This window comes from Streptomyces sp. NPDC107575 (assembly GCF_055657265.1).
The window spans coordinates 1,014,036-1,029,799 of record NZ_JBVKBG010000003.1 but is presented as its reverse complement, the minus strand read 5'-3'; the positions used below and the strand labels follow the sequence as shown (position 1 = coordinate 1,029,799).

14 protein-coding genes are annotated in these 15,764 nt (G+C 71.3%); 1 reads left to right on the top strand and 13 read right to left on the bottom strand.

The genetic code is table 11. The annotated features are described in order from the left end of the window. Window positions 1-193: 193 nt before the first annotated feature. From ACZ7L4_RS17885 to ACZ7L4_RS17840, 10 genes are all read right to left on the bottom strand, one after another. Entirely contained in the window at window positions 194-1,510 is a 1,317-nt protein-coding gene (locus ACZ7L4_RS17885; protein ID WP_472103506.1) for a coiled-coil domain-containing protein, read from the bottom strand. Between the two features lie 69 nt (window positions 1,511-1,579). Further along, on the bottom strand, window positions 1,580-2,632 hold the full coding sequence (locus tag ACZ7L4_RS17880) for a glutamate ABC transporter substrate-binding protein (RefSeq protein WP_472103505.1): 1,053 nt from the start codon (window positions 2,630-2,632) through the stop codon (window positions 1,580-1,582). A 14-nt stretch (window positions 2,633-2,646) separates the two neighbouring features. After that, window positions 2,647-4,098, bottom strand: a complete 1,452-nt coding sequence (locus ACZ7L4_RS17875) for a hypothetical protein (protein ID WP_472103503.1) — start codon at window positions 4,096-4,098, stop codon at window positions 2,647-2,649. Between the two features lie 225 nt (window positions 4,099-4,323). Further along, window positions 4,324-5,307, bottom strand: coding sequence for an N-acetylglucosamine kinase (locus tag ACZ7L4_RS17870; protein ID WP_472103502.1), 984 nt, complete (start codon window positions 5,305-5,307; stop codon window positions 4,324-4,326). Then, window positions 5,304-6,569 (bottom strand): 6-phospho-beta-glucosidase, encoded by a 1,266-nt coding sequence (locus ACZ7L4_RS17865; RefSeq protein ID WP_472103500.1) that lies wholly within the window; start codon window positions 6,567-6,569, stop codon window positions 5,304-5,306. The genes ACZ7L4_RS17870 and ACZ7L4_RS17865 overlap by 4 nt, the downstream gene beginning before the upstream one ends. A gap of 9 nt (window positions 6,570-6,578) precedes the next feature. Continuing rightward, window positions 6,579-7,487, bottom strand: a complete 909-nt coding sequence (locus tag ACZ7L4_RS17860) for a carbohydrate ABC transporter permease (protein ID WP_472103498.1) — start codon at window positions 7,485-7,487, stop codon at window positions 6,579-6,581. Window positions 7,488-7,492: 5 nt separating this feature from the next. After that, entirely contained in the window at window positions 7,493-8,428 is a 936-nt protein-coding gene (locus ACZ7L4_RS17855; RefSeq protein ID WP_472103496.1) for a carbohydrate ABC transporter permease, read from the bottom strand. Between the two features lie 18 nt (window positions 8,429-8,446). Beyond that, window positions 8,447-9,784 carry an ABC transporter substrate-binding protein gene (locus ACZ7L4_RS17850; RefSeq protein ID WP_472103494.1) on the bottom strand — a complete coding sequence of 446 codons (1,338 nt, stop codon included), beginning with the start codon at window positions 9,782-9,784 and terminating at the stop codon, window positions 8,447-8,449. A 51-nt stretch (window positions 9,785-9,835) separates the two neighbouring features. Further along, the gene (locus ACZ7L4_RS17845; RefSeq protein WP_472103492.1) at window positions 9,836-11,005 is read right to left on the bottom strand and encodes an ROK family transcriptional regulator; all 1,170 of its coding nucleotides are present in this window, start codon (window positions 11,003-11,005) and stop codon (window positions 9,836-9,838) included. Window positions 11,006-11,151: 146 nt separating this feature from the next. Next, window positions 11,152-11,688 carry an HNH endonuclease gene (locus tag ACZ7L4_RS17840; protein ID WP_306323117.1) on the bottom strand — a complete coding sequence of 179 codons (537 nt, stop codon included), beginning with the start codon at window positions 11,686-11,688 and terminating at the stop codon, window positions 11,152-11,154. A 316-nt stretch (window positions 11,689-12,004) separates the two neighbouring features. Here ACZ7L4_RS17840 and ACZ7L4_RS17835 point away from each other — a divergent pair, with 316 nt between their 5' ends. Then, a complete protein-coding gene (locus tag ACZ7L4_RS17835) occupies window positions 12,005-13,081 on the top strand; it encodes a mechanosensitive ion channel family protein (RefSeq protein ID WP_472103489.1) in 1,077 nt (358 codons plus the stop codon). Between the two features lie 67 nt (window positions 13,082-13,148). On the opposite strand, the gene ACZ7L4_RS17830 is transcribed toward ACZ7L4_RS17835, so the two are convergent. Genes ACZ7L4_RS17830 through ACZ7L4_RS17820 form a run of 3 tightly spaced genes read right to left on the bottom strand, consistent with a single transcriptional unit; the run spans window position 13,149 to window position 15,729 of the window. Further along, complete coding sequence (locus ACZ7L4_RS17830) at window positions 13,149-14,501, bottom strand: FtsX-like permease family protein (protein ID WP_472103487.1); 1,353 nt, start codon at window positions 14,499-14,501, stop codon at window positions 13,149-13,151. Then, on the bottom strand, window positions 14,498-15,190 hold the full coding sequence (locus ACZ7L4_RS17825) for an ABC transporter ATP-binding protein (protein ID WP_472103485.1): 693 nt from the start codon (window positions 15,188-15,190) through the stop codon (window positions 14,498-14,500). The genes ACZ7L4_RS17830 and ACZ7L4_RS17825 overlap by 4 nt, the downstream gene beginning before the upstream one ends. Beyond that, a complete protein-coding gene (locus ACZ7L4_RS17820) occupies window positions 15,187-15,729 on the bottom strand; it encodes a PadR family transcriptional regulator (protein WP_472103483.1) in 543 nt (180 codons plus the stop codon). Before ACZ7L4_RS17820 ends, ACZ7L4_RS17825 begins: the two co-directional genes overlap by 4 nt. Window positions 15,730-15,764 lie beyond the last annotated feature (35 nt).

Below are 15,764 nucleotides of genomic sequence, written 5' to 3'. Positions count from 1 at the left end.
GCGGCCACGGGGCCGCTCTGCGGTCGCGGGGCGGGCCGGTGCGTGGGGGCGGTGCCCCCGTAGGTGCCACCGGCACCAGCACCGGCGCCAGCCGTCTCAGGCTTCAGGCCGCACGTATTGCAGTACAGCTCCCCGCCCATGTCCTCGTACGAGCCCGTGCAACCCGCTCTGCTGCACTTCTGTTGCGCCACGCTCACGACTCCCCCCTGGCCGTTCTGTCGGCGGGCGCGGACAGCGCGTCCGCCGCCGCCCGTTGATACCGCAGCACCGCCGCCTCCGCGGCCCGCAGATTGCAGGGCGCGCTCCACAGCATGCGCCGCGCCGCGTCGTACCGCTCCACCAGGAACGGATCCTCGGCGAAACCGAGCCGCGCCACCTTCGCCTTGTACGCGTCGAGCCGCCCGCGCAGCTCCGCGCGGACCGCCAGCGGGGCCGTCACCGCCGTCAACTCGGCGCGGGCGCGCAGCAGTTCGTCCTCCGCCTTCGATTCAAGCGACTCCAGGAGCGGCGAGAGCCGGTTCCACTGGCCGTGCCTGCGGTACTCGGCCGCCGTCGCCAACTGCTCCTGCAGCACCGTCGGCGGACCCGACACCGCGGGCACGTCGGAACCGGCTATCTTCGCGAGCACCTCGCCGCGCGCCGACCGCGCCTCCGCGAGCGTGCGGTCCGCGCGCGACAGCACGTCCCGCAGCCGGCCGAGCCGCGCCTCCGCGTCCTGCCGCACGCCGAGCACGGCCTCGATCTCCCGGCGCACGTCCTCCAGGGCGCGGGCCTCCCGGTCGTACGCCGTCGTGTCGGGGCGGCCGCCGCCGGGCGCCGAACTCCCCGCCGTCCTGCGCCAGTACGTGAGCGGGTCCGAGACCACTTCCTCGCGCAGCAGGGTCAGCGAGCCGGTGATCCGCTCCAGGTCGTCGCCCGCCGGATGTTCACCGGGGCGCACCCCCACCGAGTGCGCGAGCTGCCGGGTGCGGGTCAGCTCGGCGGCGAGCATGTCGATGCGGGCGGGCAGCGCCGACCACACCGCGTCGGCGGCCACCACCATGTCGAGGGACGACGCGTACAGCGCGTTCATCCGGTCGACGAGCGCCGCGAGCGTGAACTGCTCGGACAGCTTCGCGGGTCCGGTGATCGAGGCCGAGGTGCCGCCCCCGCCCTCGATCGCCGGGCCCGGCGCGATCGTGACGGACTCGCCGCGCAGCAGCTCCGTCAGCTCCACCAGGTCGCCGCGGCTGGGCAGCCGGCGCCGGGCGCGCACCTCCCGCGCCGTGCGCAGCGCGCCCGCGTACGCGTCGAAGTACGCCCACAGCAGCGTGATCTCCTGCTCGGCCGAGGCCCAGCGCTCCTCGGTCGTCCCGGTCAGCCGGGCGCCCTCCAGGAGTCTGCGCCCCGCGTGGTCCTGCAGGGCGAGCAGAGACGTCTCGATCGCTTCGTGCTCCGCGCCGAGCCGGGCCAGGGCACGGTCCACCTCGTCCCGGTCCATCACTGGGCCGGCGGGTCCCGCGACGCCCATCGATCACCTCTCGCTTTCCCGAGTCTCCGTCAAGTCCCTGCCGCGCTGCGTCGTGCGTCCTGCCTGCCGCTACTTGTACTTGGGTGCGGGCGGCCCCGATGAGGAGCCGAGGGCCGGCTTCAGCCAGTGGTCGTACGACTTCTGCCAGCCGTCCGACTTGCGGTAGTCCACCAGTACCTGGTTGACCCGGCGCACCAGGTCGTCCGCGCCCTTCTTCATGGCGACGCCGTAGAACTCCTTGGTGTACGGCTCGCCCTTGAGCTCCACCGTCGGGTCCTGCGCGGCCTGGCTCGCCGCGAGCGCGCCGTCGGTGACCACCGCGTCGACCTCGCCGAGCTGCAGCCGCACCAGGCAGTCCAGCTGGTTCGGCACGGTCGTCGAGATGTCGGTGCTCTGCGGGAGGCCGCCCTCGTCCACCGGCTTCTTCTTGCCGTCGTCCAGCGAGGACGCGGCCGTCGATCCGGTCGCCGTGCAGATCCGCTTGCCGGCGAGCGAGGCCCCGTAGCCCTTGATGTCCGAGGTCTTCGGGGCGAGCACCTGCTGGCCGGTCTGGAAGTACGCGGTGGAGAACGCGACGTCCTTGAGGCGCTCGCAGCTGATGGTCATCGTGCGGACCACCATGTCGACGTCGCCGCGCTGGATCGCCGGGATGCGTTCGTTGGTGGGGATGGCGCGGAAGCGGACCGCGTCCCGGTCGCCGAGGATCTCGCCCGCGATCTCGTGCGCGAGATCGATGTCGAAGCCCTCCAACTCGCTGTTCTTCGCCGAGCTGTTGGGGTCGCGGTAACCCCAGCGGTAGCTGTTCTGGTCGACGCCCACCGAGAGATAGCCGCGGTCCTTGATGGCGCCCACCGCGCTGCCGCTCTCGCTGCCCGAGGGGGAGAGGCTGCGCTCCGGCTCCTTGCCCTTCACCGAGGGGTCGCAGGCCTCCGCCCTGGCCTGCGTGCCTTCGGCGACGCCGCCGGAGGCGTAGCTCGTCGTGCCGCTGTCGGCGGGGCGGTGCTGCTGGGTCAGCGGGAGCAGCAGCGCGAACACCGCCGTCAGGGCGCAGGCCACCGCCATGGCGGCCACGCCGCCCCAGCCGCGCAGGGTCACCTTCCGCACGGTCCTTGGCTCGCTCATCGCCGCACCCCCTCTCACCGGTACTCCGAAAGCCTGCGCCCGATGCCGAACACCGCGCCCGCCGCGGCGAGCACGGCCAGCATTGCGGCGCCCACGGGCAGTCCGGTCATCGCGTCGCGGCCGCCGCTCGCCTTGTCACTGAACTGACGCTGCTCGTGCACGAGGGCCGTGTCCAGATTCTTGTCCACCAGATCGAAGCATTCACCTGTCGGCTTGTCCTTCTTCGAACCGATGATCTTGTCGAGCGCGCCCTGGTAGTTGCCCGAGTCGTCCTGCTCGCGCGCGTCCTGGTGACGCTTGCGCCACTCCTTCATGCTGTCGTTCGCCTTGGTCACGGGCGTACGGCCCGCGGTGTCGCCCTCGCCGTCGGCCAGCGCGTACGCGGCGTTCAGCTTGCCGGCGAGCGCGGTCATCTCCTGCTGGAAGTCGACGTCGTACTTGTCCTTGGTCTCGCCCTTCACGGACACCGTCTCGGCGCCCCGGCTGACCAGCGTCAGGTTCTCGCTGCCGCGTGCCTTCAAGGAGGCGATGCTCGCGTCGTGCAACACGTTCAAGGACCGTACGCCATGGTCGTAGGACGCGCTGAGTCCGCTGCGGGCGACGGTGTGACCGACGACGAGCCACAGCAGCACCACGGTGGACGCGGCGGTGGCGGCGAGCAGGCCCTGGTTGAACACCCGGTTCGTACGCCGGTAGTTGCGCCGCTGCGCCCACGCGAGGCCCGCGAGGGCGAGCACGCCGAGGGCGATGGCGATCCACGGGTAGGGCGTCGCCGAGTCGTAGTCGTTCCGCAGCCGCTGGTTCTCCGTCTTGTAGAGGTCCTCGGCGGCCGGGAGCATCTCGGTCTGCATCTTCTCGTTCGCGTACCGCAGATACGCGCCGCCCAGCGGGAAGCCCTGCCGGTTGTTGGCCCGGGCCCGCTCGATGAGGCCCTTGTACTGCGGCAGCAGCTTGTTGAGGCGCGCGATCGTCTCCGCGGAGCGGGTGCCGGGGTCGGTGCTCGTCGCCGCCGTCACCAGCTTGTCCGCGGCGGTCCTGACGTCCCGCTCGTACCGGTCGCGCGCGGCCGCCGGCTCCTGGCCCCCCGCCAGGAACCCGCTGGACGCCGCCGTGTTGGCGTCGGCGAGCGAGCGGTAGATGTCGGCGGCGTCGGCGCTCAGCGGCTGACTGGAGTGCAGTACGTCGTCCGCCGCCGCCGAGCGGTCCGTCATCTGCCAGGCCGTCGTCGCGCCGAACGCCACGACGAGCAGCGCGAGCACGGCGCCGATGATGCGCAGCCGGCCCGGCTCGGTCGTGGCCCCCGCCTTCAGCCGGTCCACACCCTCCGCCCAGGCGGTACGCCGCCGGGGCGCGGGCGCGGCCGGTGGGCCGCCGCCCCGCTGTGCCTGCGGTGGCACGCCCGGCATCGACGGCGCGGCGGCGGGGCGCTCCGGCGGCGCCACGCTCCCGTTCGACGGGTATGTCACTTCGACCCTCCCCCATGGTCGTACGTCGGTCGCAAGTATCGCTTCCGCGACTGACATCCGCACGGGCATTCGCTGGATCTTGTGCGGAAGCGCTCCGCTCTGGAACACGTGGGGGCGGGGGGTTCGGTTCCCTGTTTGTGTCTGCGGCGCCGGGGTTGGGGTCGCGGGGCTCCGCCCCGGGCCCCGCTGCTCAATCGCCGCAGGGGCTTGATATGGACCCGCGCCTCAATCGTCGACGGGTCCTGATTTGTAGTGGGTTCGTACTCGGGCGTGCACCTCTGGGGGTGCTCCTGTTGCGTCCAGGCCCAGGAGGGCCGCGCCGAGTACCGGGGGTTCCGACACCACGCGAGGGAGGGCGTGGGGGGCTCGGGTGGACAGCAAGGTGGCTATGCGGTCGTTGAGTTGAGGGTGTTGGGCGGCCAGGACGCTGCCGCCCAGGAGGACCGGGACGTCCTCCTCCAGCAGGTCGAGCCTGCGCAGTGCCACCGTTGCCATCGACACCACCTCGTCCGCCATGCGGTCGACCAGGGCGCGGGCCACCGGGTCTCCCCCGGCCGCCGTCGCGAAGAGGACCGGGGTGAGTTCGTGGCGGCGGGCCGTCGGGATGTGGCCCAGGTGGAGTGCCTCGATCAGGGCGTACATGGAGGGGAGGGAGAAGTGGGCCGGCAACGCGTGCATCAGGGCCGTCTCCTCGCCGCGGCCGTCCTCCGCGCGGGCCGCGAACCAGATGGCCTCCTCCGCGAGGCCGCCCCCGCCGCCCCAGTCGCCCGAGAGGCGGCCGATCGCGGGGAAGCGGGCCGTGCGGCCGTCCGGGAGCATGCCCGCGCAGTTGACGCCCGCCCCGCACACGACCGCGACGCCGCGCGGCTCCGCGTCCTCCAGGAGGCCCGCGCGCAGTACGGCGAAGGTGTCGTTGCGGACGTCGACCCGCGAGCCCCAGCGGCGGGCGGTCAGGGCGTGCGCCAACTGCCGTTCCTCCACCGGGAGGTCGGCGTTCGCCAGGCACGCCGAGATGTGGTCGACCGACGCCACTCCCGCCTGTGCGAACGCCCGGTCGACCGCTTCCGCCAGGACGTCCACGGCCGGTTCGGCGTTCGAGCGGTGCGGCTGGAAGCCGCCGCCGCGGGCCGCGCCGACGACGGTGCCGTCGGCCGCGACCACCGCGACGTCGGTCTTGCTGTTCCCCGCGTCGATGGCAAGGACCGTCATGCCCACGCGAGGTGCTCCCGGTTGTGCGCGATCAGTTCGTCGGTGAGCTTCTCCGCGTACTCGATCTGGCCGATCAGGGGGTGGGAGAGGAGCGCGTTGAAGACGCGGTCCCTGCCGCCCTTGAGGGCCGCTTCCAGGGCCAGGTCCTCGTACGCCGTGACGTTCGCGATCAGGCCCGCGTACAGGGGGTTGAGCGCAGGGACGGGCAGGGGCTTGGCGCCCTTCGCGTCCACCGAGGCCTGGACCTCGATCACCGCGTCGTCGGGCAGGAAGGGGAGCGTGCCGTTGTTGTAGGTGTTCACCACCTGGTGCGGGGAGCCGCCGCCACCGAGCAGCGAGGCCGCCAGGTCGACCGCCGCCTCGCTGTAGAAGGCGCCGCCGCGCTTGGCGAGCAGTTCCGGCTTCTCGTCGAGGGAGGGGTCCGCGTACATCGTCAGCAACTCGCGCTCCATCTCGGCCACTTGGGCGGCCCGGGACGGCTTGGTGCGCAGGTCTCGTACGACCTCGTCGTGCTGGTAGTAGTAGCGCAGGTAGTAGGACGGGACGACGCCGAGGCGGTCGACCAGCGCGCGCGGCATGTGGAGGTCCTCGGCGACGGCGTCGCCGTGGTCCGCCAGGAGGCGGGGGAGCACGTTCTCGCCGCCGGGGCCGCCGAGGCGTACGCCCAGCTCCCACGTCAGGTGGTTGAGGCCGACGTGGTCCAGGTGCACCTGCGAGGGCGTCACGTCGAGGAGCTTCGCGAACTTGCGCTGGAAGCCGATCGCCACATTGCACAGGCCGACGGCCTTGTGGCCCGCCTGGAGCAGCGCCCGCGTCACGATGCCGACCGGGTTGGTGAAGTCGATGATCCAGGCGTCGGGGTTCGCCCGGCGGACACGCTCCGCGATGTCGAGGACCACCGGCACCGTCCGCAGCGCCTTCGCGAGGCCGCCCGCTCCGGTCGTCTCCTGGCCGACGCAGCCGCAGTCGAGCGGCCACGTCTCGTCCTGGTTGCGGGCGGCCTGGCCGCCGACGCGGAGCTGGAGGAGGACCGCGTCCGCGTCGGCCACGCCCGCGTCCACGTCGGACGTCGTCCGGATGACGCCGGGGTGGCCCTGCTTGGCGAAGATGCGGCGGGCGAGGCCGCCGACGAGTTCGAGGCGGTCGGCGGCCGGGTCGACGAGCACCAGCTCCTCGATCGGCAGCGTGTCCCTCAGCCGCGCGAACCCGTCGATGAGTTCGGGTGTGTAGGTCGATCCTCCGCCGACCACGGCGAGCTTCATAGAAATCCCTTAGCCCTTTACTCCGGTGAGGGTGACGCCTTCGACGAAGGCCTTCTGTGCGAAGAAGAAGACGAGGCAGACCGGCGCCATCACCAGGAGGGTGGCCGCCATCGTCAGGTTCCAGTTGACGCTGTGCGCGGACTTGAAGGACTCCAGGCCGTAGCTCAGCGTCCAGGAAGCCGGGTTCTGGGCCGCGTAGATCTGCGGCCCGAAGTAGTCGTTCCAGCAGTAGAAGAACTGGAAGAGGGCGACCGCGGCGATGCCCGGTTTGGCCATCGGCACGACGATCCGCAGCAGCGTGCGCAGCTCGCCGCAGCCGTCGACCTTCGCCGACTCGATGTACTCCTTCGGGATCGTCAGGAGGAACTGCCGGAGCAGGAAGATCGAGTACGCGTCGCCGAACGCCATCGGGATGATCAGCGGCCACAGTGTCCCGGAGAGGTGGAACTGCTGCGCCCACACCAGGTACATCGGGATCACGATGACCTGCGGCGGCAGCATCATCGTCGAGATGACGAGGAGCATCGCCGTGCGCCGGCCGCGGAAGCGGAACTTGGCGAGGGCGTACGCGACGGGGATCGCCGAGCACACCGTGAACAGCGTGCCGAGCCCCGCGTAGAGCAGCGAGTTCTTCCACCAGTCGAGGAAGCCGTCGGTCTCCAGGACCGCCTTGTAGTTCTCCCAGTGCCAGGAGTCCGGCCACAGGTCGCCGCTCATCGCCTGCCCGTCGCTCATCACCGAGGTGAGGAAGACGAACACGAACGGGAGGACGAAGAGCAGCGCCACGGCGATGGCGATGCTGTGCACGGCGATCCAGTTCAGGACCCGTTGACGGCGGGCGCGGCGTGCGGCGGGCCCGTGTTCGGGTGCGGGCCCGGCGGTGACGGCGGTGCCCGGCCTGAGTGTCGTAGTGGTCATGTCGATCAGTCCTCCGCCGCGAGCAGACCCGAGCGCTTGCGCATGAGCAGCGAGGTCACGGCCATGGCAATGGCGAACAGGACGAGCGAGAGCACGCACGCCGCGCCGGTGTTGAAGTTCTGGAAGCCCATCGAGTAGACGAGCTGCGGGACGGTGAGCGTCGAGTGGTCGGGATAGCCCGGCTGGATCACGCTGCCGGGGCCGATGGAGACGCCCGAGGCGATCTTTCCGGCGACGAGGGCCTGCGTGTAGTACTGCATGGTCTGCACGACGCCCGTCACCACGGCGAACATGACGATCGGGGTGATCGAGGGCCACGTCACGTAGCGGAACTTGGCGAAGGGGCCCGCGCCGTCCAGCTCGGCGGCCTCGTACTGCTCCTTCGGTACGTCGAGCAGCGCGGCCATGAAGATGACCATGAGGTCGCCGATGCCCCAGAGGGACAGCAGGACCAGCGAGGGCTTGGCCCAGGCCGGGTCGTTGAACCAGTTCGGTCCGTCGATGCCGATCTTGGCGAGCAGCTCGTTGACCGGGCCCGAGCCGGGGTTGAGCAGGAAGACGAAGGCGACGGTCGCGGCCACAGGCGGCGCGAGATACGGCAGGTAGAAGGCCGTCCGGAAGAACCCGACGCCGCTCTTGATCTTCGTGACGAGCAGTCCGAGCGAGAGCCCGAACACCACGCGCAGCGCCACCATCACCACGACGAGCCACACCGTGTTCCACAGCGCGGGCCCGAACAGCGGCATGTCCCGGAACACGTACACCCAGTTCCGCAGCCCCACGAAGGTGGGCGCCTTGATCTGGTTGTAGTGCATGAACGAGAAATAGACGGTGGCGAGCAGCGGATAGGCGAAGAAGACGCTGAATCCGATCAGCCAGGGGGAGAGAAAGCCCACGGTGCGCAGTCTGCGGCGGGCAGGCCTGGAAAGGGTGAGTGCCATACGAGAATGTCCCGTTCCTCAGTTCTGCGACTGCAGGGTGTCGGCGTCGATGAGTTTGTCGAGGCGCCGCAGACCGGACTTCAGGTCGGAGACCTCACCGGCCTCCTCGCCGTAGGAGAAGTCCTGCAGCTGCGTGATGTACATGCCGCCGTTCGCCGAGGGCGGCATCACCTGGCTGTGCTTGTTCTTCGCGATGTCGAGGAAGGTGCGGAACGTCGGATCGGCGTCCAGCTTCGGCGACTTGAGCGCGGCGAACGTGGACGGCACGTTGTGAATGGCGTTGGCGAAACTGACGACCTGATCGGTGTCGGCGGTCAGGAATCTCACCAGCTCCCAGGCCGCGTTCTGGTGCTTGCTGCTGTGCGCGATGCCGGCGACGGTGCCGGTCAGATAGCCGCGCCCGTACGTCTCGGCCTGGTCGTCCGGGACGGGCAGCGGGGCGACGCCCCAGTCGAACTTCGCCTTCGCCTCGTTCAGCATGAGCCCGCGCCACTCGCCGTCCATGTGCATGGCGAGCTTCCCGCTGAGAAAGGCGTTCTGGTTCGACATCTCGTCGCCGAACGAGGTCCGGAACCGCTCGAGCGCCTGGTAACCGCCCTGCGCGTCCCGGAGTTTCTTCGCGGTCTTGAAGAATTCGTACGAGGCCGGTTCCTCGGCGAGCCGTGAATTGCCCTTCGCGTCGAAGTACTTGGGACCCCACTGGGCGAACAGCCGGTCCGGGCTGTTCTGGTAGAGCCGGAAGTCCGGCATGAAACCGACGCGCTTGTACGAGGAGCCGTTCCTGACGGTGAGCTTCTTGGAGTCGGCGACGAACTCGGACATGGTCCGCGGCGGCCGCTCGATGCCCGCCTCCTTGAAGGCGTCCTTGTTGTAGTACATGCCGAAGGCGTCCGCGAGCAGCGGCAGGGCGCACTGATTGCCGCGGTAACTCGTGTAGTCGAGCAGCGACTTCGGAAAGACCTTGTCCTTCTGGAGCCCGGTCTTCTTCATGAAGGGGTCGAGGTCGACCCACATGCCGGAGTCGCAGTACTGGCCGACGTTGTTCGTCGTGAAGGAGGAGACGACGTCGGGGGCCTCGTCGCCACCGGCCCGCAGGGCCTGATTGGTGGTGGCGTCCGAGACGTTGCCGGTGGCCTGCACCTTGATGTTCGGGTGCAGCTTCTCGAAGCGGGCGATCGAGTCGTTGATCGCCTTCACCTCGCCGGGCGCCGACCAGCCGTGCCAGAACTTCAGCGTCACGGGCTTCGTCGGGTCGTCGGCGGCGCTGCCGGTACTCGGATTGGCGCAGCCGGCGAGCAGCAGTCCGGCCGCGGCGAGCCCTACGGGCGCGCGCAGGGGTATGCGCCATCGCGGCATGGCGAACGTCCTTTACGTGTACGGGAATTGGGGTGCTGTACGGGGAGGGGGTTACGCGGGGTTGCTCGTGTCGAAGACGGAGTCGCGGGCCTGGGTGAGGGCCGTGCGCAGGGCACCGGTGAGGATGGGGTCGCCGGGCAGGTCGCTGATGCGCAGCTGGGGGCGGGGCAGGGCGAGCCCGGTGAGCTCGGCCTCGACGCGGTCGCGCAGGGCGTCGCCGCCGGCCCGGGCGACGTGTCCGGACAGGACGACGAGTTCGGGGTCGACGACGGCGACGACCGCGGCGAGCCCGGTGGCGAGGCGTCGGGCCACCTCGTCGAGGATGTCCCGCTCGGTGAGTGCCTCCGCCAAGTCCTTGACGCCGCCCGCCAGTTCACGGACCGCGGCGGCGGCGACGAGGCTCTGCAGGCCGCCGCCCCCGTCCGGGCGGGCGACGGAGTCGGAGCCGCCGCGGGCGAGGGGAGCCCCGGGCAGCGGCATGTAGCCGATCTCGCCCGCGCCGCCGGTCGCCCCGCGCAGCAGCGTGCCGCCGAGCACGATCGCGGCGCCCACGCCCTCGTCGACGTAGGCGAGCACGAAGTCGTCGTGGTCCTGCGCGGCGCCCTCGTACTGCTCGGCGATCGCGGCGAGGTTGACGTCGTTCTCGATGGAGACGGGGGTGCCGAGCACCTGCGCGAGGTCGTCGCGCAGCGTGCGGGAGTGCCAGCCCGGCAGGTGCGGGGCGTAGCGGAGCTGTCCGGTGCCCGGGTCGATGGCGCCGGGGGTGCCGATGACCGTGGCGGCCAGGTCTCCGTGCCCGAGCCCGGCCTGGGCCAGGGCCCCGTCGACGGCCTCGGCGACGAGCTGGGCGGTGCGGTGCCGCACGTCCTCGCTGACGGCGTCGGCCTCGATGCGGCGGCGCCCGCGCTCGGCGCCGGTGATGTCGGCGACGACCGCGGTGATGCCGGTCGGGTCCGCGGACAGGGCGGCGACGTGCGCGACGCCGGGGGCGATCTCGTACAGCAGGGCGTTGGGGCCGGGGCGGCCGGTCTGGCTGCCGGTGGTCCGTACGAGCCCGGCCGCTTCGAGGCGGCCGAGCAGCTGCGAGGTCGTCGGCTTGGAGAGGCCGGTCAGCTCGCCGATCCGGGTGCGGGTGAGCGGGCCGTGGGCGACGAGGAGGTCGAGCGCGGCGCGGTCGTTCATGGCGCGCAGGACGCTCGGGGTGCCGGGGGTGACAGCCATGGTCGGGGACCGGCCTCCTCGTACTGTTAGGAAGGTTTCCTATTCGGTTGCGAGGAAGGTAAGCCGCGGGTGAACGGGGCGTCAATAGGGAAGGGCCGCGCACTTCTCGTGCGCGGCCCCAGGGACAAGGAAGACCCGGATCGACGTCAGGCTGAGATGCCTTCGATCCGGGCCAGGGCCTCGTCCGCGCCGAACGGTTGCAGATACGGCAACCAGCGCGGGTCCCGGTGTCCGGTCCCGATGATGCGCCACGCGAGCCCCGAGGGCGGGGCGGGCTTGTGGCGCAGGCGCCAGCCGATCTCCACCAGATGGCGGTCGGCCTTCACATGGTTGCAGCGGCGGCACGACGCCACCACGTTCTCCCAGGCGTGCTGACCCCCGCGACTGCGCGGGATCACGTGGTCGACGCTGGTTGCGACGCCACCGCAGTACATGCACCGGCCGCCGTCACGGGCGAACAGTGCGCGTCGGGTCAGAGGAACGGGCCCCCGGTACGGAACCCGGACGAACCTTTTGAGCCGGACGACGCTGGGAGCGGCGACGGTACGTGTTGCGCTGTGCATGAAGGCGCCGGACTCCTCGAGGCACGTGGCCTTGTTCTCGAGGACGAGTACGAGCGCGCGGCGGAGCGGTACGACGCCAAGGGGCTCGTACGACGCGTTGAGGACCAGGACATGCGGCACGGATGCCTCCTTGTACGCCGGCGGCGCGTGGCTCGCGCCGGGACGATCTCCTAGCCAGTCTCCCCTCACGGCTGGTCAGTGCGCCACCATGTCCGCGTAACGGCCTTGGAGTGTTTTCGACCACAAGGCATCTCATTCCCGGTCCCCGGCCGGTGAAGTCCCCTGGCGCGCCACGCGGCTTCACGTGAGCACCGTCTCTCCGTGGAATGTGACGATGATCCACACACAATGCCCCGTTAGTGTGGTGGGTCTGCCCGCTCCTGTCCCCGAGCCTCGCCCCGAGGCGGGCGGATGGCTACGCCTGGAGGTACCTGCCGTGATCTTGTCCGTCCTGTCGGAAACGGGGGCGAGCGACGCCTCGTCCGACCCCGCGAAACCCACCCTCAAGGACGCCCAGGAGCAGGCCGGACAGGCCGCCGGCTGGGTCGAGCAGAACTGGTCCACCTGGCTGAGCGTGGGTCTGCGGATCCTGCTGATCGTCGTCATCGCCTTCGTGCTGCGCGCGGTGATACGCCGTGCCATCACCAAGTTCGTCGACCGGATGAACCGTCGTGGCGAGAGCGGCGCCACCACCGCACTCGGTGGTCTTCTTGTGAACACCGAGCGACGGCGCCAGCGCTCGGAGGCCATCGGCAGCGTGCTGCGCTCGGTCGCCTCGTTCGTGATCCTGGGCACCGCGGCCCTCATGGTGCTCGGCGCGTTCAAGATCAACCTCGCGCCGCTGCTGGCCTCCGCCGGTGTCGCCGGTGTGGCGATCGGTTTCGGCGCGCGCAACCTGGTCACCGACTTCCTCTCCGGCGTCTTCATGATCCTCGAGGACCAGTACGGCGTCGGGGACACGATCGACGCGGGTGTCGCCTCCGGTGAGGTCATCGAGGTCGGCCTGCGCGTCACCAAGCTCCGGGGCGCCGAGGGCGAGATCTGGTACGTGCGCAACGGCGAGGTCAAGCGGATCGGCAACCTCTCCCAGGGCTGGTCGACCGCGGCCGTCGACGTCACGGTCCGCGCCGACGAGGACCTCGACAAGGTCAGGGCGACGCTCACCGAGGTCGCCGAGGACATGAGCAAGTCCGAGCCGTGGAACGAGATGCTGTGGGGCCCGGTCGAGGTGCTCGGCCTGGACAGCGTGCTGCTCGACTCCATGGTGGTCGGCGTCTCCGCCAAGACGATGCCCGGCAAGGCCCTGACCATCTCGCGCGAGCTGCGCTGGCGCATCAAGCGGGCCTTCGACGAGGCGGGCATCCGCATCGTCGGCGGCGTCCCCGCCCAGCCCGAGGGCGAGACCCCGGCGGACCCGACGGCCGGCATGTCGGCCCCGTCGGCCTACGCGTCCTCCACGTCCCCGCAGTCACTGGCGGCGTCGCCGATACCGCCGGCGAATCTGTCGAAGTAGGCATCCGTACGACGAGGACGGGGCGCGGGAGTTCCTCTCCCGCGCCCCGCCCTCGTATCGGGAGCCGTCACGCCGCCCTGAGGTGTGACGGGTGCGTCGAGCGGCGCAGCAGCGGCAGGACCGCGGCCGTTGCCAGCAGGCAGGACGCGTGGACGCCGAGCGGGACGAGGAGCGGCAGCGCCCAGGGGACGGGCTGGTGCGTGAGGCCGGCGTACGCCGCGTGGACCGCCGTGCCGCCGACGGTCGCCAGCGCGAGGGCCGGGGCCAGCGGGAGGCCCGTTTCCAGGAGCAGGGCCCGCGTCAGGGTCCGGCGCGGCACACCGGCCGCGGCCTGCGCGGCGAGTGCCCGGCGCCGCGAGGACAGCGATTCGCCGGTGCCGACGGCGAGCGCCGACAGTCCGATCAGGAGGGCGATCAGGACGGCGGCGGCGGTGAGGTTCAGGCCGTACGCGTAGTAGCCGACGTTCTGCGGCTCGCCGGTCTCGGCCGCGTTCGCCGCCAGTTGGCCGAGCAGGATCTCCCGGATCCCGGTCAGGCCGACCCCGAAGACGGTGACCAGGATGACGGCCGCGTGGCTGCGGGCCGCCGACCACGCGTCCTCCTGGAGCCGGTGCGCGGCGAGCAGCACGGCGGGGCGTTCGGTGCGCGGGGCGAGCCGCCGCCCGATGATCCGGGCGGACGTCCCCGCGACCCAGACGGCGCCCGCCCCGCTCAGCACGACGGCGCCGACGACGAACAGCGGCAGCGACGCGAGCGTGCCGAGACTGCCACGGGAAAGGACCAGGCCCGCACCGAGCGCGACGAGCAGGACGGGCACCAGCAGGCCGACGACGAGCCCCGGCCCCCGCCCCGCCCGCTCCCGCCGCACGTGCCCCAGCGGCGAGGCGATGACCCGGCGCAGCGCCACCGCGCTCACCAGGGCGCCGAGCACCGGCATCGCGAGCACCACGAAGGCGACGCCCAGCCACGCCAGGGGGTCGACGGCCCGGCCCAGGCCCAGCACGGCCGCCGCGAACACCACGCTCCCGGCGAGCGTTCCGGCCAGACACGCGACGCCGGCCTCCAGGGCCGCGATCCGTCGCACCTGCTTCGGGCCCGCCCCGCTGAGCCGCAGTCCGGCGAGCCGCCGGTCGCGGTGGACGGCCCCGATCCGGGCGCACTGCCCGAGGAAGCCGAGCACCGGGACGAGGAGCAGGAGCAGGGCCGCGACGACGCCCTGCCGGGTGCCCGGTTGGTCCAACAGGCCGTTCCCGTACGGGAACCGGACCTGGCCCCGCACGCTCGCGAGCGCCAGGGCCGCGCACGCGAACCCGGTCGCCACGGCCGCGCCGAGCGCGGTGAGTGCCGCCCGACGCCGCTCCAGGCGGTCCGCGCCGCGGGTCAGCAGCCAGGCGAGGCGCAGATCGCAGGAGACGCTCACCGGGTCACCGCCACCGCGGGCACGGACGTCTCCTGCACCCTCCCGTCCTGCAGGCTCACCTCCCGGTCCGCGTAGGCCGCGACCTGCGCCTCGTGCGTGACCAGGACCACGGCCGTGTGCGTCTCGCGAGCCGCGTTGACCAGGGACGCCAGGACCTGTTCGGTGGCGAGCGAGTCGAGGGCGCCGGTCGGCTCGTCGGCGAATACGACCTTGGGGCCCGTCACCAACGCCCGGGCCAGCGCGACCCGTTGGGCCTGCCCACCGCTCATCTCGCCGAGCCGTGCGTCGCGCTGCCCGCGCACCCCGAACCGCTCCAGCCATGCGTCGGCCTCCGCCCGCGCCGCCGCGCGCGACGTCCCCGCGAGCAGCAGCGGCAGCGCGACGTTGTCGAGGGCGTCCAACTCCGGTACGAGCTGACCGAATTGGAAGACGATCCCGAACTCGGTGCGGCGCAGCTCGCTGAGCCGTTCCTCGTCGAACCGGTCGAGCCGCCCGCCGTCGTACGTCACCGATCCCCGGTCGGGGCGGACGATTCCGGCCAGGCAGTGCAGCAGCGTCGACTTGCCGCTGCCGCTCGCGCCCGTGACGGCGAGGATCTCCCCGGGTCGGACGTCGACCCCGGCGCCCCGCAGCGCGGGGGTTCTGCCGTAGGACTTCGTGAGCCCTTCGGCGGTCAGGAGTGGGTTCATGCTGCGGTGACCTCCGCGGTCAGGGTGGTGAGCCGGGCGGCGGTGGTGGTCATCCAGCGCAGATCGGCGTCGAGGTGGACGAGTGCGTAGTCGGCGGAGAGAACGGTGGTCAGGTCGGCGCCCGGGTCGCTCTTCACGGCGGTGAGTTCGCGCATCCGGGCCATGTGCGCGGCCCGCTGCCGCAACAGGTGGGCGGCGGGGTCCGCGCCCTGGTCGGCGACCAGGATCGCGACGACGACCTTGGCGAAGATCTCGTTGGCCACGTGCGGCGCGGGCGGGGTGAGTTCCGCCGCCCAGTCGAGGAGTTCGCGTCTGCCCTCGGGCGTCGACCGGTACAGCGTGCGCTCGGGCCCGCCGTCGGAGTCGATGCCCTCGACCTCCACCAGATGGTCGCGGACCAGTCGCTGCAGGGTCGTGTAGACCTGCGCGTAGGCGAGGGGGCGGGCCTGCGGGAATCGTTCGTCGTGCCGCCGCTTGAGGTCGTAGCCGTGGCGTGGACCGTCCGCGAGCAGCCCCAGCAGGACGTGACGGGTACTCATGCGGTGAGTATGTACGGCGTATATGTATCGAGTAC

What these genes read in the sequence shown, in the direction of transcription:
- ACZ7L4_RS17885 (WP_472103506.1), bottom strand. Translation starts at nt 1,510, where the DNA reads ATGGGCGTCGCGGGACCCGCCGGCCCAGTGATGGACCGGGACGAGGTG.
- ACZ7L4_RS17880 (WP_472103505.1), bottom strand. Translation starts at nt 2,632, where the DNA reads ATGAGCGAGCCAAGGACCGTGCGGAAGGTGACCCTGCGCGGCTGGGGC.
- ACZ7L4_RS17870 (WP_472103502.1), bottom strand. Translation starts at nt 5,307, where the DNA reads ATGACGGTCCTTGCCATCGACGCGGGGAACAGCAAGACCGACGTCGCG.
- ACZ7L4_RS17865 (WP_472103500.1), bottom strand. Translation starts at nt 6,569, where the DNA reads ATGAAGCTCGCCGTGGTCGGCGGAGGATCGACCTACACACCCGAACTC.
- ACZ7L4_RS17860 (WP_472103498.1), bottom strand. Translation starts at nt 7,487, where the DNA reads ATGACCACTACGACACTCAGGCCGGGCACCGCCGTCACCGCCGGGCCC.
- ACZ7L4_RS17855 (WP_472103496.1), bottom strand. Translation starts at nt 8,428, where the DNA reads ATGGCACTCACCCTTTCCAGGCCTGCCCGCCGCAGACTGCGCACCGTG.
- ACZ7L4_RS17850 (WP_472103494.1), bottom strand. Translation starts at nt 9,784, where the DNA reads ATGCCGCGATGGCGCATACCCCTGCGCGCGCCCGTAGGGCTCGCCGCG.
- ACZ7L4_RS17845 (WP_472103492.1), bottom strand. Translation starts at nt 11,005, where the DNA reads ATGGCTGTCACCCCCGGCACCCCGAGCGTCCTGCGCGCCATGAACGAC.
- ACZ7L4_RS17825 (WP_472103485.1), bottom strand. Translation starts at nt 15,190, where the DNA reads ATGAACCCACTCCTGACCGCCGAAGGGCTCACGAAGTCCTACGGCAGA.
- ACZ7L4_RS17820 (WP_472103483.1), bottom strand. Translation starts at nt 15,729, where the DNA reads ATGAGTACCCGTCACGTCCTGCTGGGGCTGCTCGCGGACGGTCCACGC.